This window comes from Halopseudomonas sp. T1L2, from assembly GCF_055397385.1.
This window is the reverse complement of record NZ_AP040865.1, coordinates 733900-751873: the sequence shown is the minus strand read 5'-3', so window position 1 is coordinate 751873 and position 17974 is coordinate 733900. Positions and strand designations below refer to the sequence as shown.

Below are 17974 nucleotides of genomic sequence, written 5' to 3'. Positions count from 1 at the left end.
GAAGGCATACGATGACAGCCACCTTGGTAGCTGTCATCCACGCAGAGCAGACAGCTCAGATACAGGTACTGCCGCCGTCAACCGGCAGCGCGATACCCGTAGTGAAGCCGGAGTTTGCGCCGCACAGATACATCACGGCGGCCGCGATTTCCTCGGCGCGGCCAATGCGGCCAACCGGGTGCATGGCAGCAGCAAACTCGGCCTTGCGCGGTTCGATGGCAGCGGCGCGGCGGAACATGTCGGTGTCAATTACCGCGGGGCAAACGGCGTTGACGCGAATACCCTGCTTGGCGTATTCAACAGCCACGGAGCGGGTCAGGCCCAGCACTGCGTGCTTGCTGGCAGCGTAGATGCTCATCTTCGGTGCCGCGCCCAGAGCAGCGACAGAGGCGGTATTGACGATGGAGCCACCACCGTTCTTCAGCATCAGCGGAATCTGGAAGCGCATGCACTGCCAGACGCCCTTGACGTTGACGTCCATGATGCGGTCGAACACGGCTTCATCGCCATCGGCCAGCTTGCCCTGTTCGATTTCGATACCGGCGTTGTTGAAGGCGCAGTCAAGACGACCGTAATCGGCCTCGATTCCGGCGATCAGCGCTTTGACCTGTTCTGCATCGGCAACGTTGCAGGCAACAAAGCGCGCATCACCGCCGGCCGCGCGAATGGCTTGCGCGGTGGCTTCGCCCTGTTCAGCGTCAATATCAGATGCGATGACCCGCGCGCCTGCGGCGGCGAAGGCCTCAGCGGTAGCCTTGCCGATGCCGGCAGCTGCGCCGGTGATCAAAACAACCTTACCGGAAAACTCCATGCTCATACGTTAACTCCTGACTCTAGAAGAGCGCCCACCGGCGCTCGGACACGCAGGATAGTAGCAACGCTGCGAGTCACGGTTCGACCAAAGTCAGGCCTGTTGTTCATGCATCATGCCTGGCGCTGATGCTGGTCACGCAACCACGCGACGATCTCCGCCTGATCACCGCTGAACACCACGCGGGAGCGCTTGTTTTCGCGCTGATAGACGTACATCGGGTCGTAGTAGTGGGTCAGCAGCCCTTCGATCCAGCCGCGGTGGGCATGCACATCGCCGGTGCGCTTCTGCTCGGCCAGCGCCGCTTCCATCAGCGCGTTCAGCTCGCTGTGGCGGTCGCCGCCCAGCCGCTTGTAGATGCGCTGCAAGCTGCCCAGCAGATAGGTTTCAAACGCAGCGAAGGCGGCTTCCGGGTCGTCCGGCTGCTGGTCGCGGTATTCGGCCAGCATGTTGACCACATAGTCGCCAAGGATACGGGTAACGCGGTTCTCAAAGCTGTCTTCCAGCCAGACCAGCGGTGCTTCCTGCATTTCCCGGTAGAGCGTCAGCGGCAACGAGCAACTGCCGACGATGCGGCCTTCGTCTTCCAGCACGATCTGTGTTACGCCGGCGGCGCGCAGCTTGAGGGCGTCAATCGCCAGCCGGTTTTCAAAGTCGATCTGCGCCGGCTGCGGCGTGGCATGACGGCCAAAGCTTGAACCACGATGATTGGCGCGCCCTTCCAGATCCAGGCTGTTGTCCAGCGCGGTGATCACTTCGGTCTTACCGGTACCGGTCATGCCGGCCACCAGAATCGGCGAGCATTCCAGCGCCGCAGCGTCCAGGGTGTCGATCAGAAAGCGGCGCATGGCCTTGTAGCCGCCAACCACCCGCGGATACTGCACGCCGGCGTCGGCCAGCCACTGCTGAACCAGTTGCGAACGCAGGCCGCCGCGAAAGCAGTACAGGTAGCCTTCGGGGTTGGCCTTGACATGCGCCAGCCAGGCGTCGACCCGCGCCTGCTTGACCTTGCCGCAGACCAGGCTGTGACCCAGCGCAATGGCGGCCTGCTGGCCCTGCTGCTTGTACATGGTGCCGACTTTCTGCCGCTCCACGTCGACCATCAGCGGCAAGTTGACCGACTGGGGAAAGGCTCCCTTATCAAACTCGACCGGCGCCCGCACATCCATCAACGGCACATCGTTGAGGAACAGTGAGCGAAAGTCCTCGGTGTTGTCGCGCATCACAGTACCTCGACGCGCGGGCCCTGATCGTACTCGACCAGCTCACCAATACAGCCCAGCTCAAGCCCCAGATCAGCCGCCAGCGCCAGAAACTCGGCTTCACCGTCAGGCGCAACCGCGACCAGCAGCCCGCCACTGGTCTGCGGATCACAGAGCAACTGCTTCTGGGCTTCGCCAAGGGCGCCGATCTTGTGGCCGTAGCTGTCGAAATTGCGCAGCGTGCCGCCGGGCACACAGCCCTGCTCAAGGTAGTAATCGACCGCCGGCAGCCTGGGTACGGCGGCAAACTGCAACTGCGCCTTGAGGTTGGCACCTTCGGCCATTTCGGTCAGGTGGCCAAGCAAGCCAAAGCCGGTGACATCGGTCATCGCCTGCACCCCTTCCAGTGCAGCAAAACGCTGGCCCGGGCTGTTCAGCCGGCACATCAGATCACGGGCTACGCCGGCATCCTCGGGGCGCAGTTTCTTCTGCTTTTCTGCGGTGGTCAGGATACCGATGCCCAGCGGTTTGGTCAGAAACAGCCGCGCGCCCGCTTTGGCCTGATCGTTTCGCTTGAGCTGGCTGCGCAGCACGTGGCCGGTCACAGCCAGGCCAAAGATCGGCTCCGGGGCATCAATCGAGTGACCGCCCGCCAGCGGCATGCCGGCCTCGGCGCACACCTGGCGGGCACCTGCCAGTACTTCGCCGGCAACCGCGGCAGGCAGCAGATTGACCGGCCAGCCCAGAATGGCAATGGCCATCATCGGCGTGCCGCCCATGGCATAGATGTCGCTGATCGCATTGGTCGCTGCAATGCGGCCGAAATCGAAGGGGTCATCAACAATGGGCATGAAGAAATCGGTGGTGCTGACAATGCCCTGCTCGGCGTCAAGGCCGAATACGGCAGCGTCATCACGGCTGTCATTGCCCACCCAGAGCCGCTCAAACGCCGGGCCGGGCTGACCGACCGCGAGCATCTCGTCCAGCACCTTGGGTGAAATCTTGCAGCCGCAACCGGCGCCGTGGCTGTACTCGGTCAAACGAATGGTCTGGGTCATGCTGCTCTCCACCGACGGGACATCAAACTCAATCGGCGGATTCTAGCAGCGACAGGGGGCACAAGCCTATTTTCCTGCCGCTCAGCAGTGGCGACGCTCGAACTGGTCCAGGGTATCACTGGCGACCATGCGACCCAGTTCGATCAACTCCGGCGCGCGGTAGAACTCGAAGAACCGGCACAGCCGTTTGGGCACATTGAAGATGACATCTGGCGGATAGCCGGCAATCTTGTATTGGGTGAGCGAGGACTGCATGGCCTCAAACGACAGGTTCACCAGCTCGAGCATGCTGGCCGGGCCCGGTGGTGGCTCCACCTCCACCGGCGCACGCGTATCCTGACGGCGTGAATGCACCAGCTCCATCGACGCTTCACCTTCGGCCGCCAGCAGCGCGAGATCGTCGTCAGAACCGGCCTCGTCGACCCTGCGTCCCAGCCAGGACGGCTTGATTGCCGCCATCCACTGGTCCCATTGCTGACGTATTGGCGCCGGGCGCTCGATGACCGGCATGCGGTAGTGGGTACTTTCAATCGAGTTGAGGTTGACCGCCATGATCAGATCGCAGTGCGCCGACACAACCGGGACAATCGGCAGCGGGTTGAGCAGACCGCCGTCAACCAGCACACGATGGCCCTGCTTCACCGGCGAGAACAGGCTGGGAATCGCCGCCGATGCGCGCATCGCCTGATGCAGACAGCCGCTTTGAAACCAGACTTCCTGCTGATTGGTCAGGTCGGTCGCCACCGCGGTAAACGGGATACGCAGGTCCTCGATTTCCATTTCGCCGAGAATCTCGCGAATACGGCCGAATACCCTTTCCCCGCGAATGGCGCCGAGATTGCCGAAGCCGATATCCAGCAACCGAATCACATCCAGATAATCCAGCCCGGAGACCCAGTCCCGGTAGTCGGCCAACCGGCCGGCAGCATGGATCCCCCCCACAACCGCGCCCATCGAACAGCCTGCAACGCAGGCAATCTCGTAACCCCGGCGTTCAATTTCTTCAATCACGCCAATGTGCGCATAGCCCCGCGCACCGCCGCTGCCCAAAACCAGGGCGACTCTCTGTGCCATCTTGCTGTTACTCCTTAACAATCCCGGCTGAACCTGATTGACGCAGCCCACCGGCGTGATCATCATGCCGAAACTCTTTTTTGCTGCACAAGGCTCATCGTGAACGCTCGTACCAACCGCTCTGTGAAATTGCTGATCTGTCTTGTCGTGCTGTTGACCTTAGCTGCACTGACGGTGCTCTGGATAGTGCATTCGGCTCAGGCAAAGCGCGAAGGTGAGCTGCAACTGGAGGGCCTGCAAGGGCCGGTAGCGGTGTTTTACGACGCCTGGGGCGTGCCGCATATCGACGCGACCAACGAGGAAGATGCCTACCGAGCGCTGGGTTATGTGCACGCGCAGGACCGTCTGTTCCAGATGGATCTGTTGCGCCGCATCGGTGGCGGGCGCCTGGCAGAACTGTTCGGTGCCGACTCATTCGAAACCGATCGGTTCTTCCGCTCACTCGGCATCAGCCGCCACGCGCGCGATTATGCGGCGCGCCTGGACGCCGAGCCGGATAGCCCGCACGTTCGGCTGATTCACGCCTACCAGGACGGCATCAACCAATATATCGATCACGGCGGCATGCCGGTCGAGTACCGCCTGCTGCTGACGCGACCGGACTACTTCACTACCGAAGACATCGCCAACACCATGGGCTACATGGCCTACTCCTTTGCCGAGGCCTTCAAGACCGATGCCCTGGTCGACAGTATCAGGGGTACTCTGAGCGAGCGCCATTACCGCGATCTGGTGCCCAGCTGGCCGGACCAGTTGCCGCCCGTGCGCTCTTCGGGTCAGCCCTATATCGAGCTGCTGACACCGATGCTGGAGCAGATCAGCCAGGTCGAACGTACCTTCCCGAGCGGCCAGTTCCTTGGCAGCAACGCCTGGGCCGTCAACGCCGAGCACAGTGCCAGCGGTGCGCCGCTGCTGGCCAACGACCCGCACATTGGCTTCGCCGCTCCGGCAGTGTGGTACGAGGCCCACATCCGCACGCCGGACAGCGAGGTCTATGGCCATTTTCTGGCAGGCATTCCCTTCCCGCTGCTCGGCCAGACCCGTCATCACGCCTGGGGCCTGACCATGCTGATGAACGATGACGTCGACTTCTACCGCGAGCGCGCCAACCCCGATAATCCCGAGCAGGTCTGGGCGGTTGATCACTGGGAGCCGCTCAAGGTTCATGAGGAAGTGATCAAGATTCGGGGTCAGGAAGATCGCCTGATCCGCACTCGCAGCAGCCGCCACGGCCCCATCATCAACGACCTGCCGGGCAGTATGGAACGTCAGCCGGTCAGCCTGTTCTGGAGTTTTCTCGACCCCGACAGCGACTCGACACGCGCCTTTTACGGCTTTACCCGCGCCACCAGCATGAGCGAGTTTGAAGCGGCTGCGGCATTGCACGGCGCGCCGGGCCTGAACCTGCTGTATGCCGACGTAGACGACAACATTGCCATGTGGGCGATCGGCAAACTGAAACGCTGGCCGCAGAGCAGCAACGGCTTTTCGCTGCTCAATGGCGGCTCCGGCCGTGACGATTTCCTCGGCTATCAGCCTTTCGAAAACAACCCGCGGATCATCAACCCGCGCGACGGGATTCTGTTCTCGACCAACAACCCGTACCCGGAACGCAATCCGCGGCGCAAGCTGCCCGGTTATTACGCCCCGACTGATCGCGCCCAGCGGCTGGAGCAGCTACTGGCGAGCAAGGATCAATTTGACCTGTCGGATTTCAAGGCCTTTCAGCTGGACGACCAACGCCCGGTTGCCCTGAGCATGGTCGCCGATGCCTTGCCGCTGCTTGACACCGAGCAATTGCCCGAGGATCTGCGCGAACCGGCAGCCGCTGCTGCCGCCCTGCTCGCCAGCTGGGACGGGCGCTACGCCCAGGACAGCGCCGCGGCCAGCATCTTCCAGCGCTGGCAGGATGCGCTCTCGGAGGCTCTGTTTGCCGACGAACTGGGGCCGCGCTACAGCTTCTTCCGCAACACCTTCATGGCCGAGAAGACCCTCGCCAGCCTGTACTGGAAACCCACCTCGCCCTGGTGGGATAACCGCCAGCAGCCAAGCCTTGATGGCCGCCAGTCGGCTATTCAGCACGCCTGGCAAAACGCAATTGCGGGTCTGGTTGCCGACTTTGGCAAGGAGCCCCGGCAGTGGCAATGGTCACGCCTGGCCAGTTTGCAGCACCAGCACGCACTGGCCGAGCGCCTCCCCTTTGGCAGCTATCTGAACAGCGAACCGGTAGCGGTGAATGGTGGCAACGAGACGCTCAACAACATGGCCTTCGACCGCGGCGAACAGCATTACCGCATCAAGGCCGGCCCGTCCACCCGGCGCCTGATTGATCTGTCGGACCCCAATGCCAGCCTGGGCATCAACCCGCTTGGGCAGGCCGGCAACCCGCTGGATGATCACGCACACGATCAGGCCGAGATGTTCAATGAGGGCCGCTATCGCACGCAGTTGTTCGATTGGCTGTCGATTCAGGCCTTGCCGGATCGACTGCTGCTGCAGCCTGCCAGCCGGCAGCGCTGAAACGCTCAGCGTACCTGCCGGATAATCGCGCCCTCTGCCGGTTCCGGGCTGCCCAGGGTCAGGCGCTGCGCAGCCACGCCCGCTGCCTTGAGGGCCTCTGCCAGCGCTGGCGCATCGGCGCCATCGAGCTGCACCCGCAGCAGCGAGTCCAGGCGCATCATGCGCACCAGCAAACGGCTCCAGCTGGCCATAAGCTCGGCGTCTCCGGCCATCGCCGGCAGCGTCAGCTGCTCTTCCGAGCGCAGCACCTTGAGCAACGTCGAAGGTGTCGGATACAGCGCCTGTTCGACCGCAGCAGTCGGCGTGGTCTGCTCGAGATTCAGATAGCTGCGGCGGTTGCCACGGGTAATAGAGTAGAGCGAGACAAAGCGCTGCGGTTCGGTATCCAGCCGCAGCGCCAGGTAGCGCTGACCGTCCTCCGGACCATATAACTGCGAGTTGTGCAGAACCTGATTGGCCCACAGGCTGCTGCTGCCGCATTCACGGCCGTCGCAGGCGTAAAGGAGGGTGTGGGGTTGCTCGACCAGTTGACCGAGAACGTGGCGAAATGCATCTTCGGGTGGGTAACCGTCGGTGATCTCCCAGGTGACCTGCGCCAGCTCGCCGCTTACGCGGATCTCACGTTCAGCGCGCAGCTGGTTGTTAATGCGCCTTACACTGCCGATCACGACCGGGTGATCGACCTGTGCAGAGAGGCCTTCGCTGACAATCCGGGAATGGGGAAACGGACTGACCACCAGTTGCTCCAGCGCCTGCGCAGCCTGAGCCCCCGAGCCACCCGCCAACATGAAGCCACCTACCAACAGCGGCAGAGTACGAACCAATAAAGCCATGCGTCTCCCTAGACGCGCTCCGGCACACCCGGCCGTAGCGCACAGAACTGGTTGCCGAGAAGCCGGCAACGCAATGAACCTGCTCAGAGAATAGCGCGTGACGCCCTGGCGGTCAGCTCAAGCTTGTGTAGAAGTCTTTCAGAATCGCCGCGACCTGCGGCGCCGGCTCTTCCAGATGCAGGTGGTGGCCGCCGTCGACCCGGTGCACGGTCAGGTGCTTGAAGGCATCAATGCGGGCCAGCACCTCGGGGTGTTTGTGCATGACACCCTGATTGGCGAGTACCAGACAGGTCGGCGCCGTGATGTTCTCGATGAAGGAAGACGCATGACGCTGGGTAAAGCGCAGCGGCGACGGCAGCATCAGCTGCGGATCGGTACGCCAGGTCCAGCCGCCATCGTGGGGCATCAGCCCACGCTCGACCAACGCGGCGGCCGCATCCCTAGAGATCGGCGTGGTGCCGCCCAGCACGCGGGCAGACACGGCCTTTTCGACGCTGTCGTATACCGGCTTGCGCTTGTTGCCCAGCTGCAGCGTGGAGTTGAAGAAGCGCGCCATCTGCCGCGGAGCGTCATCGGCTTCGGAGGTAAACGGCATCAGGCCGTCAATCATCGCGGCGGCAATAATGCGGTCCGGCAGACTGCCGGCCAGTACGCCACTGATAATCGCCCCCATTGAATGCCCAAGCAGGGCAAAGCGCTCCCAGCCCAGATCCTCAGCCACCTGCAACACAGTGGCAGCCTGCTGCCAGAGGCTGTAGCCGGTCGCCGGCATGTGTCCGGAGAGGCCGTGGCCCGGCAGATCCAGCGCAACCAGATAGACCCCTTCCAGCGACGGTGCGATGCGATCAAAGGTCGCCGCGTTATCGAGCCAGCCATGCAGCGCGATCACCGGCAGGCCGCCGGGCTCCCCCCAGACCTTGCCGGCGACTTCAATATGCGGCAGGGAGAAGCGAATTTCGTGACTGCTGATGGGCATGGGGGCCTCCGGGACCGTAGCGGAATTAAGCAGAACGCAATCTAACGGCCTGCACCGCGTCGGACAAGCGCCCACGTCTGCGTGAATGCATGCCCATATTTGGCACTTTTGCCCTGTGCTACTCGGCTTTCAACGGCACAATGGCCATGGTCAGGCGGGAAATACAGGTTTGATTGCCGGCATCGTCATGCAGCCGAATGTCCCAGACATGCGTGGTTCGCCCCAGATGCACGGCTTTGGCCACCGCCGTGACACGCCCGGAACGCACCGCGCGCAGATGATTGGCGTTGATATCGAGGCCGACGCAGTAATAGCGGCTGGTATCAATGCACTGATAGGACGCGATGCTGCCAACGGTCTCGGCCAGCACTACCGAGGCACCGCCATGCAAAATGCCATAGGGCTGATGGGTCCGCTCATCCACCGGCATACTGGCGCTGAGCCAGTCGTCGCCGGCAGCTTCGATACGAATATCCAGCAGGCTGTTGATGGTGGGTGACGGCGCATTCAGCCGCTCAAGATCAATCGGGGTTTTCCAGATACTGCTCATGTCGTCTCCTGCCGCTGCTCAGACTGATGCCAGACAACACTCTGGCCGCTGACCAGCCAATCGTGAAAGTGGGCCTGCCAGGTGGCTTCCACCACGTTCCGGCGCAGCTTGTGCGTTGGCGTACGAAAGCCGCCGTCGACATCCCAGGGGGTATCAACGACGACAACGCAGCCCAACCGCTCGCTGCTCGCCAGTGTTGCGTTGAGACGCTCCAAAGCCTCTGCCAGCGCGCGTCGTACGACATCAGCCCGCTCGTATTGCCCGTCGCCAAGCCGAACCAATGCCAGCGGCTGCGGCAAATCCTGCCCGACCACACAGGCTTCGTCGACCTCTGGCAGATCCATCAGCGCCTGTTCGATCGGTGCCGGCACAACGTAGCGTCCGCGAGACGTTTTGAAGATATCCTTGACGCGTCCGGTAAGACGCAGAAACCCCTCCTGATCAATCTCACCAACATCTCCGGTATGCAGGAAGCCCTGTTCATTCAGCACCTCGGCGGTACGCGCCGGCTCCTTGAAGTAGCCCATCATCAGCGTTTTGCTGCGCACCAGAATCTCACCCTGCTCACCCAGTCGGCACTCGACACCGGGATTGGGCAAGCCGATATATCCGGCCTTGGGGCGGCCGGGCCGGCCCAGATGGGAATAGCCGCAGTTTTCGGTCATGCCATAGCCCTCGACAACGACCAGACCGAGACGGGAAAACCATTGCTGCACCGCCGGCGCCAGGCGGGCCGCACCGCTGACGGCATAACGAACCTGGTCCAATCCTAGCCAGGCCAGCACGCGCCGCGCCTGCCAAGGGCCAATAACAGGCAAGCGCAGAGCCAGCTTCAACCAGCGCCCACGCCCGCTCTGTTCGACCGCGCGCATGCATTGCTGCCATACCCGAGGAGATCCAAACAGCAGCGTTGGCCGGGCACAGCGGGCATCCCGGACAAAGGTCTCTGCGGATTCGACAAAATACACCTGCTGCCCGCCCAGCAACGACGACTGTTCAATAAACTGGCGCTCACCAATGTGGCTGAGAGACTGAAAGGAGAGCATGCGGTCAGTTGCCGAAATGACGAAAAGCCGCTGGTAGTTGGTCGCCGCCAGAAACATGCTGGCAAAGCTGAGCATAACCCCCTTGGGCATGCCGGTTGTACCGGAGGTATAGATGATTGTGGCCAGTTGCTCCGGACGCGGAAGAACCGGCTCGGCAAGTGGCTCGCAGGTTGTCAGCAGCTGCTCCCAGCCTGCCAGGCCCTGCCCTTTCGGTCCGTTTGGCAGGCTCACACAGGCAACCCCGTCTGGTACTGCATCGGCGATTTTTGACCAGGCCGGAAGCGGCCCGATAAACAGCGCGCGCAACTCCGCGTGCTCGATCAGCTTGCCGGCAGCATCGGGGGTCAGGTGAGGGTGCAGCGGGACCGACACATGCCCTGCCATCCAGATCGCCAGATCGGCGATGATCCAGTGCGCGCAGTTCTTTGAAAGCAGACCGATGTTGCTGGCCGCAGGCAGGTCAAGCGATTGCAGATAGCGGGCAATGCGACGGGCCTGATCGCCCACCTCGGCCCAGCTGTATCGGACGAGTTGGCCATCGCGCCCGGGCTCGAGAAGGAAGTCGCTGCGCGGACGCAGGCTTTCGTGCCGGAAAAAAGACTCCAGCGCGGTCTCTGGTTGCGTTGTCAGTGCGCCCATGCCGTGTCCCTTGAGGATTGTTATTGTTATAGGTCGTCATATTGCGGTGACGGTGCGTCACTCGAATGGGGGAACACTATCCCAGCAAGCGGTGGCCTACAAGCGTCTTTATCAGGCGCCTTGCTCCGCCGGTGTGCGCTGCAGCACCAGTGATCCCAGTCCGGCGGCAACAAAGTCGGTTTCGATGCAGACCAACGCGGCGGTGGGCATCGGCACATGGGCACGGCGATGCCCCTCGCACAGCAGACTTACCAGTTGACTGACGAGCGGCTGATGACTGACCAGCAGCAGGTTCTGCTCCGGTCGCTCGGCCAGATAGCGCAGCACGTCGTTCGGCTCATCATCCGGCGTCAGCCAGGGTGCGGTGGCTATTGCGCGCTCAAATCCAATCTCCGAGCGGACCAGTGCGGCGGTCTGCTGGGCTCGCACATAAGGGCTGGCGAGAATACCGTCCACTGGTTGCCCCTCAAGCAGCGAGGCCATCAGACGCACTTCAGTTTCTCCGGCGACCGTCAGCGCACGTTCCGCGTCGGTGGCAGCCTGCGCCGCAGCCTGGCCGTGGCGCATGATCCAGATTCTCACTCAGCCTCATCCTCCGACTGCCGCGTCCAGCGCGCGCCTGAGGCAGGCCAGTCACTGAACGGCCAGGGTTTCTGCTCGCTCACGCCAGTCAGATAGCGCCCAGTCTGCCAGGCATACTGGGAAAAACTGTCGCCCCAGCCGGCACAATCGGCGTCGGGCGCTCCGGTAAACAGGCGGTAGCCAATCTGGACCAGCGCAATCACCGCAATCGCCACTTCGGCGACCTGCCAGGCGAGAGCAAAAAACAGCACATAGACCAGCCGCAACCAGAGGTCGGCGCTGCACAGGTTATCGATAAACGAATTCACGAATTTTCCTCACGATTGATGGGCGCGGTCGACATCACGGCAGCGAACTCGACATCACTCTTCTGCTCGGCGGACATCAGCTTGGCAATTACGGCAGGCAACGGCTGGTTGTCGAAGACAATGGCGTACAGACCGGCCACCAGCGGCATGTAGACGCCCTCCTGTTCCGATTTCTGTTTCAGCACCTTCAAGGTATTGACGCCCTCTGCCACCTGCCCCAGCCGGGCCACGCCCTGCTCAAGGGTTTCGCCCTTGCCCAGGGCAAAGCCCACCTGGAAGTTGCGCGATTGCGGCGAGGTGCAGGTCACAATCAGATCACCCACCCCCGCCAGACCAAGGAAGGTCAACGGGTTGGCACCCATATGCACGGCAAAGCGGGTCATTTCGGCCAGTGCCCGGGTTATCAGCATGGCCTTGGTGTTTTCCCCCAGGCCGAGCGCCGATGCCATGCCGGCAATGATCGCATAGACATTCTTCAGCGCGCCGCCCAGTTCAACGCCATAGCGGTCCTGGCTGGCGTACACCCGCAGGTTGCGCCCACCCAGTACCGCCTGCACATCACGGCACAGTTGCTCGTCCTCACTGGCCACCACGGTAGCCGTCAGTTCTCCGGCCGCCATCTCCTTCGCCAGATTGGGACCGGACAGCACAGCTACCCGAGCCTGCGGCGCCTCCTGCTCGACGATCTGACTCATCATCAGAAAACCGGGCTGCTCAATGCCCTTGGTGGTACTGACCACCTGTTTGCCGGCGAGCAGAGGTCCGATGTCCTGCAGCACACTGCGGAACGCACTGGACGGGATAGCCAGAAATACCAGGTCCGCCGAAGCGATAGCTGCTTCAATGTCGGTGGTAACCTGCAACCTGTCGTCAAGCACATAGCCCGGCAGATAGCGCGGATTTTCATGGGTTTCAACAATCTGACGGGCCACATTCGGGTCGCGCAGCCAAAGTGTGACAGGCACCCCTTCCGCAGCCATCAAATTGGCCAGCGTGGTGCCGAAACTGCCGCCACCCAGAACGCAGACGGGCGCTTTACGGTCGGTCATGCAACATCCTTGAACAATGAATCTGGCGCCAGTATAAGCCGAGCACGTCAGATCGCGCGATTTGGCTGTGTAAAAAGGGCGATGGCTGGGTAATATGAGCGAGCTTAAACCAACAAGAGCACAGTGCCGCCACCTATGCCTGCTTTCAGACGAACACTTCCGATCGCCCTGCTGGGTGCCATTCTCCCGTTACATGCTCAAGCGCTGGATGACGCGCTGCTGCTGGGGGAGGTGAAGCTGCCAACGGTACTCAGTGCGACGCGCCTGAAGCAAAGCGCGGCCGAAGTCCCCGGCAGCATGACGGTCATCGACCAGCAACTGATTCGCGCATCCGGAGCCCGTGATGTGCCTGAATTGATGCGCCTGGTCCCAGGCATGATGGTCGGCTACAACAGCGGCAACGTAGTCAACGTCAATTATCACGGCACCAATATCACCGAAGCCCGGCGCATGCAGGTGCTGGTAGACGGTCGCTCTGTCTATCGCCCGGGTCTGGCTACTGTTGACTGGACCGATATCCCGCTGGCTATTGAGGATATCGAGCGCATCGAGGTGTTCCGCGGCCCCAATACCGCGGCCTATGGCGCCAATGCCCTGATGGGCGTGATCAACATCGTGTCCAGCCGACCGGAGTTCGGCCAGGGCAGCCGCATCAAAGTCACGCGCGGCAACCGCGGTGTCAGCGACGTCTACGCCAGCCAGGGCTTCAGTTTTGCCGGATCGCACGCGCGTCTGAGCCTGTTCGGCAAACAGGATGACGGTTTTGACTTTGATGAAGATGGCGCGGACTACCGCGACGGGCGCCGGCTGGACGCCTTAAATCTGCTCGGCACCACCAACCTTAACGCAACCCAGACCCTGACCTGGCAACTCGGCGCCAAGGAAGGTACCAAGCAGCGCGCCAACGATTACTCCGAGATGGCAGAGCCGATAGACTCAAGCTACGAGTTCGACCGGCAGATGTACCTGCAGCAGAGCACCGACTCCGATATTTCAGCCAAAGACTATTTCGTCCAGCTGAACTGGAAAAACGACATCAGCCCGAACCATCAGATTCAAGTCAACACCTACGCCCAGCATATGGAGCGGCTCAGCCAGATGCGGGCGTGCGACTCGCCCATTGTTTTTTCGCCGGAAATGCGTGAGCTCTATCTGATCGGCAATGTCTATACACGGCGCATGAACTACATCCTGCGCAACCGCAACGGCGTATGGGGCATTCGGGAAAATTATAGCGACTGGCTGGTCAATTGGGATGGTCTGGACCCGGCCTATCTGCCGCTGGTCGACAGCATCGTTGCCCAGCACAACGCCATCCGTAATGGTCCTCCGACCTGCTTCAACCTGAACGAAAACCTGCGCGAAACCCGCTACGAGGCCGAGGTTCAGAACACCCTGCAGATCAACGACGCCCTGCGAACGGTATTCGGGGCAAACCTGCGTTACGATCAGGCAAAATCCGAAACCTACTTCGGTGGCAAGGTGGAAAACTCGGTTGGCCAGCTGTTCGGTAACCTCGAATATCGTCTGGGCGAGCGCTGGCTTCTGCACGCCGGGGCCATGGCCGAGCAGGATCGACTCAGCGGGTTTTCCTTTTCCCCTCGTCTGGCCGCGCACTACTTTCTCGCCCCGGCCCACAGCCTGCGAGCTGTCTACTCCGAGGCAGTGCGCTCACCGGACATGTATGAAAACAACGCTTACTGGACCTATAAGCCCAGCAATCTGACTGGCGCACCAACCACCGGTGAGAGCTACTACGCCCTGGCCAAAGGCCCGGGCGACCTTGAGCAGGAGGAAATGCGCTCTTGGGAGCTGGGGTATAACGGCACATTCCACCGGATCGGCCTGAACGTCGACATCAAGGCGTTTTACGACGAAATCGACAACATGATCAGCCAGCCGCTGCAGGTAGTGAACTTCCAGCCGGATAACAGCAGTTTCGCTCACTTCAGCGGCGTGGAAGCCCAGACAGACTGGCGCCTCACCGGGCAGGACCGCCTGCGCCTGACCTATGCCTATGTCGACTTCTATGCCAGCAATCGCCTTGACCAGCGTCTTACCGCCCGCAACAGCGGGTCAGCTGCCTGGCTGCGCAGCTGGGGTGGCGGCATCGACACCAGCCTCATCTATTATGGGTCAGACATGCTCAATGAGCGCCGCTTCGAGCGTCTTGATGGGCGAATCGGCAAGCGTTTCGATATTGGCCGAACCAGCCTGGAGCTTGCAGCAAACTGGCAGTATCGACTGGACGACGAGGCACTGACCTGGTCAGAGAACCTGTACGACAGCCCCAGTCAGTTTTATCTGACAGCTGACTTCAGGTTTTGAGCAAGCGCTTGGAGCGAACCTACCGATTGACAAGACACGGACTGTCACCATGCTTTTTTGTGCATTCAGGAGCAGGCGAGTGAAACGCTGGCTGGCGGCGCTGCTGGTGTGTTGCCTGCCGGCGCAGGCTACCATTGCCGAGCAGTATGCCGTGATCATGCCCGGCACCTCGGCACTGACTCAGCAGTTCATGGCGTCACTGGGCAATGCCCTGCCCGAAGACCGAATCATCGAGTTGTCAGTAAACGACGCGGTACCGGAAGGTACCGATCTCGTCATCACCATGGGTCGGCAAGGCCTGGAGGCTCGCCTGCAGCAGCCCGACGGGCTGCCTACACTTGCGACCTACGTCACTGCCGAAAGCCTGCTCGCCACAGCCGCAGCAGACAAGCCGATGCACGCCCTGCTGGCCAACCCCAAGCCCGCGCGCCAGGTGGCTCTCGCCAAACTGCTGGTACCCGGTATACGACGCATCGGCATCCTGCTGACCGAGCAAACCCAGGCTGGGCTGCCAGAATGGCGCCAGGCCGCCGCGCAACAGAACACCGACCTGGTAAGCGTCACGGTTGACCCCCAGCAGAATCTGACCCGCAAGCTGGTCGACATCATTACCGACAGCGACATCCTGCTCGGCACCGATGACTCGCTGATCTACAACGCAGACAACCTGAAGACAATCCTGCTGACAAGTTACTCACGCAGCAAGGTGCTGATCGGCCCCAGCGCACCATTCATCGATGCGGGCAGCCTGACCACGACTTACAGCAGCCCCGACGACATGGCGCGCAGCACCGCCTGGCTGATCAAGCAGGGAGTGCCCGGCAGCGGCAGCTCCTACCCAAAACATTTCTCCGTTCTCAGTAATGCCCAGGTAGCACGCTCACTGGGTATCCCACTGCCGGACGACGCCACCCTCGCCCAACGCCTGGCCGAGCTGGAGCACGCGCAATGAGCTTTCTGCAACGTGGAACCATATACAGTCGCCTGATCCTGATAGCGACATTACCCGCCCTGCTGATGGGCGTGGTCGGTTTTACCTTTTTCACCACCGCACGCCTGGACGACGTCAACCGGGAGCTGCAGGTGACCGGTCAGCTGATTGCCGACCAGCTTGCCCCAGCGGCCGAGTACGGTGTGATCAGCGGTAACCTGGATACGCTGGAAAGTATGGTGACGGGCGCACTGAACGTACCGCATGTACGGGAAGTAACGGTCTATGACCGCTCAGGCAAGCAACTGCTCAAACTCAACCGCGACCACAGCGAGGAGACAGAGCTGCAGGTATTTGTCGCCGATATCATGCGCCAGCGCATCCCGCTGCAGAACGACCTGTTCCTGCTTGATGCCCCGGCGGCGTATCAGGACGAACAGCAACGCTACCTGGGTCAGGTACAGGTCGGCCTCAGCAACGCAGCCTTCATCCAGCGCCAGCAAAGCATACTGCTCAAAACCCTCGCCCTTGCCGCACTGGTACTGGCAGCAACTCTGGTGCTGGCCATCCGTCTGGCCAAGGTACTGGCCGACCCGATGGAGCGAATGGGGCACGCCGTCTCGCAACTCCGCAAGGGCAAACTGGACACCCGTCTGGACGTTACCGATGAACACGAGATCGGGCATTTGATGCACAACATCAACAGCCTTGCAGCGACCCTTGAGCGCGCCGAGAGCCAGCAGCAACGGGCCATGCAGGATCTGGTGACCGCCCGCGAGGGAGCCGAAGCAGCCAACCGCGCCAAATCCGAGTTCCTGGCGATGATGAGCCACGAGCTGCGAACCCCCATGAACGGAGTTCTGGGCATGCTGCAGTTATTGGAAACCACCGATCTGAACAGCGAACAGAGCGAGTATGTGCATATCGCCGGCGAGTCGACCGACCATCTGCTCAAGGTGATCAACGACATCCTCGACTTCTCGCGCATTGAGCGCGGCGCGCTGGAACTTGAAGAAATTGCCTTTAACCTGCCCCAACTGATCACGTCATCGATCAATGTCTTCGAACACACCGCGCGCCAGAAAGGCTTGCGCCTGCTCTGCAACCTTACCGGGCACGAGAGCTGCGAGGAAGTCATCGGCGATCCGACACGCATTCGTCAGATTCTGGTCAACCTGGTCGGTAACGCGCTGAAGTTCACCGAACAGGGACAAATTGAAGTCAATGCCAGCTGGCGGATGACCAGCACCAACGAACTGTGGCTGGAGTATGCGGTAATCGATAGCGGTATCGGCATCTCACCCGACCGTCTGGAAAGCATGTTCGACGCGTTCCAGCAGGCCGACAGCAGCACCTCCCGGCGCTTTGGGGGCACCGGCCTCGGGCTGTCCATCGCCCGTACCTTCGCCCGCAAGATGGGGGGAGACCTCACGGCCAGAAGCCGCGATGGGGAAGGCTCTTCCTTCATGTTCAGCATTCCGCTCAGAACCACCGGGCACGCCACAGGGCAATCGCTGGAACCGGCACTTCCCCGCCAAGCCTTCAATCAACGCCCAGTCCTTCTGGTGGAAGACAACCCCGTCAACCAACTGGTCATCCAAGGCATGCTGAAGCAGACGAATATCCTGTTAGACATCGCCGATACCGGCGAAAGCGCCCTGCGGATGCTTTGCGAACGCCCGGAGCGCTACGCCGCCATCTTGATGGACATTCACCTGCCGGACATCGACGGTCTGGAGGTCTGCCGACGCTATCACGCCCACTGCCGGGCCGAGGGCTGGATGGCTGCACCCTGTGTTGCCCTGACCGCCAGCGCCCTTGATATTGACCGCCGGGACTGCGAAGCCGCCGGCATGCAGGGTTTTCTCAGCAAGCCGATCAGCCGCCCGGCGCTGCTTGGCGCATTGGCCGCCTGGACAGAAACCGACAGCCATCATTCAAGCTGATCGCTTAACATTTCATCAACAATTAAGCGCCCCGGGACGCTGGATTCGACTTGACCAAATCGGGAGACTAGCTGACGCAAACGACTGTCTCATCCCGACACAGACAGTCTGCTCTAATAAA

General features: G+C 61.5%; 15 protein-coding genes. 4 read left to right on the top strand and 11 right to left on the bottom strand.

The window, feature by feature from the left end; genetic code table 11:
* Positions 1 to 55: 55 nt before the first annotated feature.
* The 4 genes from ACZ5WQ_RS03615 to ACZ5WQ_RS03600 form a co-directional block, all read right to left on the bottom strand.
* Complete coding sequence (locus ACZ5WQ_RS03615; RefSeq protein ID WP_335598852.1) at positions 56 to 817, bottom strand: SDR family oxidoreductase; 762 nt, start codon at positions 815 to 817, stop codon at positions 56 to 58.
* Between the two features lie 107 nt (positions 818 to 924).
* Positions 925 to 2034, bottom strand: coding sequence for a tRNA 2-selenouridine(34) synthase MnmH (mnmH, locus tag ACZ5WQ_RS03610; protein ID WP_269687591.1), 1110 nt, complete (start codon positions 2032 to 2034; stop codon positions 925 to 927).
* Complete coding sequence (gene selD / locus ACZ5WQ_RS03605; RefSeq protein WP_464383150.1) at positions 2034 to 3071, bottom strand: selenide, water dikinase SelD; 1038 nt, start codon at positions 3069 to 3071, stop codon at positions 2034 to 2036. Before selD ends, mnmH begins: the two co-directional genes overlap by 1 nt.
* Positions 3072 to 3152: 81 nt before the next feature.
* Positions 3153 to 4145, bottom strand: a complete 993-nt coding sequence (locus ACZ5WQ_RS03600) for a patatin-like phospholipase family protein (RefSeq protein ID WP_464383149.1) — start codon at positions 4143 to 4145, stop codon at positions 3153 to 3155.
* 99 nt (positions 4146 to 4244) lie between these two features.
* On the opposite strand from ACZ5WQ_RS03600, the gene ACZ5WQ_RS03595 reads away from it, so the two are divergent.
* A complete protein-coding gene (locus ACZ5WQ_RS03595; protein WP_464383148.1) occupies positions 4245 to 6665 on the top strand; it encodes a penicillin acylase family protein in 2421 nt (806 codons plus the stop codon).
* Positions 6666 to 6670: 5 nt separating this feature from the next.
* On the opposite strand, the gene ACZ5WQ_RS03590 is transcribed toward ACZ5WQ_RS03595, so the two are convergent.
* The 7 genes from ACZ5WQ_RS03590 to ACZ5WQ_RS03560 all read right to left on the bottom strand — a co-directional run bounded on the left by ACZ5WQ_RS03590 (position 6671) and on the right by ACZ5WQ_RS03560 (position 12648).
* Positions 6671 to 7498 carry a DUF4892 domain-containing protein gene (locus ACZ5WQ_RS03590; protein ID WP_464383147.1) on the bottom strand — a complete coding sequence of 276 codons (828 nt, stop codon included), beginning with the start codon at positions 7496 to 7498 and terminating at the stop codon, positions 6671 to 6673.
* A 112-nt stretch (positions 7499 to 7610) separates the two neighbouring features.
* Entirely contained in the window at positions 7611 to 8474 is an 864-nt protein-coding gene (locus ACZ5WQ_RS03585; RefSeq protein ID WP_088275254.1) for an alpha/beta fold hydrolase, read from the bottom strand.
* Between the two features lie 118 nt (positions 8475 to 8592).
* Positions 8593 to 9024: a hotdog fold thioesterase gene (locus ACZ5WQ_RS03580; protein WP_228246260.1), complete on the bottom strand. Its 432-nt coding sequence runs from the start codon at positions 9022 to 9024 to the stop codon at positions 8593 to 8595.
* Complete coding sequence (locus tag ACZ5WQ_RS03575) at positions 9021 to 10709, bottom strand: AMP-binding protein (protein WP_464383146.1); 1689 nt, start codon at positions 10707 to 10709, stop codon at positions 9021 to 9023. The genes ACZ5WQ_RS03580 and ACZ5WQ_RS03575 overlap by 4 nt, the downstream gene beginning before the upstream one ends.
* 111 nt (positions 10710 to 10820) lie before the next feature.
* Positions 10821 to 11291, bottom strand: a complete 471-nt coding sequence (gene sixA / locus ACZ5WQ_RS03570) for a phosphohistidine phosphatase SixA (protein ID WP_464383145.1) — start codon at positions 11289 to 11291, stop codon at positions 10821 to 10823.
* A complete protein-coding gene (locus ACZ5WQ_RS03565) occupies positions 11288 to 11599 on the bottom strand; it encodes a DUF4389 domain-containing protein (RefSeq protein WP_464383144.1) in 312 nt (103 codons plus the stop codon). The genes sixA and ACZ5WQ_RS03565 overlap by 4 nt, the downstream gene beginning before the upstream one ends.
* Positions 11596 to 12648, bottom strand: a complete 1053-nt coding sequence (locus ACZ5WQ_RS03560; RefSeq protein WP_088275263.1) for an NAD(P)H-dependent glycerol-3-phosphate dehydrogenase — start codon at positions 12646 to 12648, stop codon at positions 11596 to 11598. The genes ACZ5WQ_RS03565 and ACZ5WQ_RS03560 overlap by 4 nt, the downstream gene beginning before the upstream one ends.
* A 135-nt stretch (positions 12649 to 12783) precedes the next feature.
* Between ACZ5WQ_RS03560 and ACZ5WQ_RS03555 the strand changes: the two genes are divergently transcribed.
* From ACZ5WQ_RS03555 to ACZ5WQ_RS03545, 3 genes are all read left to right on the top strand, one after another.
* Positions 12784 to 14976, top strand: coding sequence for a TonB-dependent receptor plug domain-containing protein (locus tag ACZ5WQ_RS03555; protein ID WP_464383143.1), 2193 nt, complete (start codon positions 12784 to 12786; stop codon positions 14974 to 14976).
* Positions 14977 to 15055: 79 nt separating this feature from the next.
* A complete protein-coding gene (locus tag ACZ5WQ_RS03550) occupies positions 15056 to 15928 on the top strand; it encodes a hypothetical protein (RefSeq protein WP_088275267.1) in 873 nt (290 codons plus the stop codon).
* Positions 15925 to 17853, top strand: coding sequence for an ATP-binding protein (locus ACZ5WQ_RS03545; RefSeq protein WP_338213718.1), 1929 nt, complete (start codon positions 15925 to 15927; stop codon positions 17851 to 17853). Before ACZ5WQ_RS03550 ends, ACZ5WQ_RS03545 begins: the two co-directional genes overlap by 4 nt.
* The last annotated feature ends 121 nt before the right edge of the window (positions 17854 to 17974 follow it).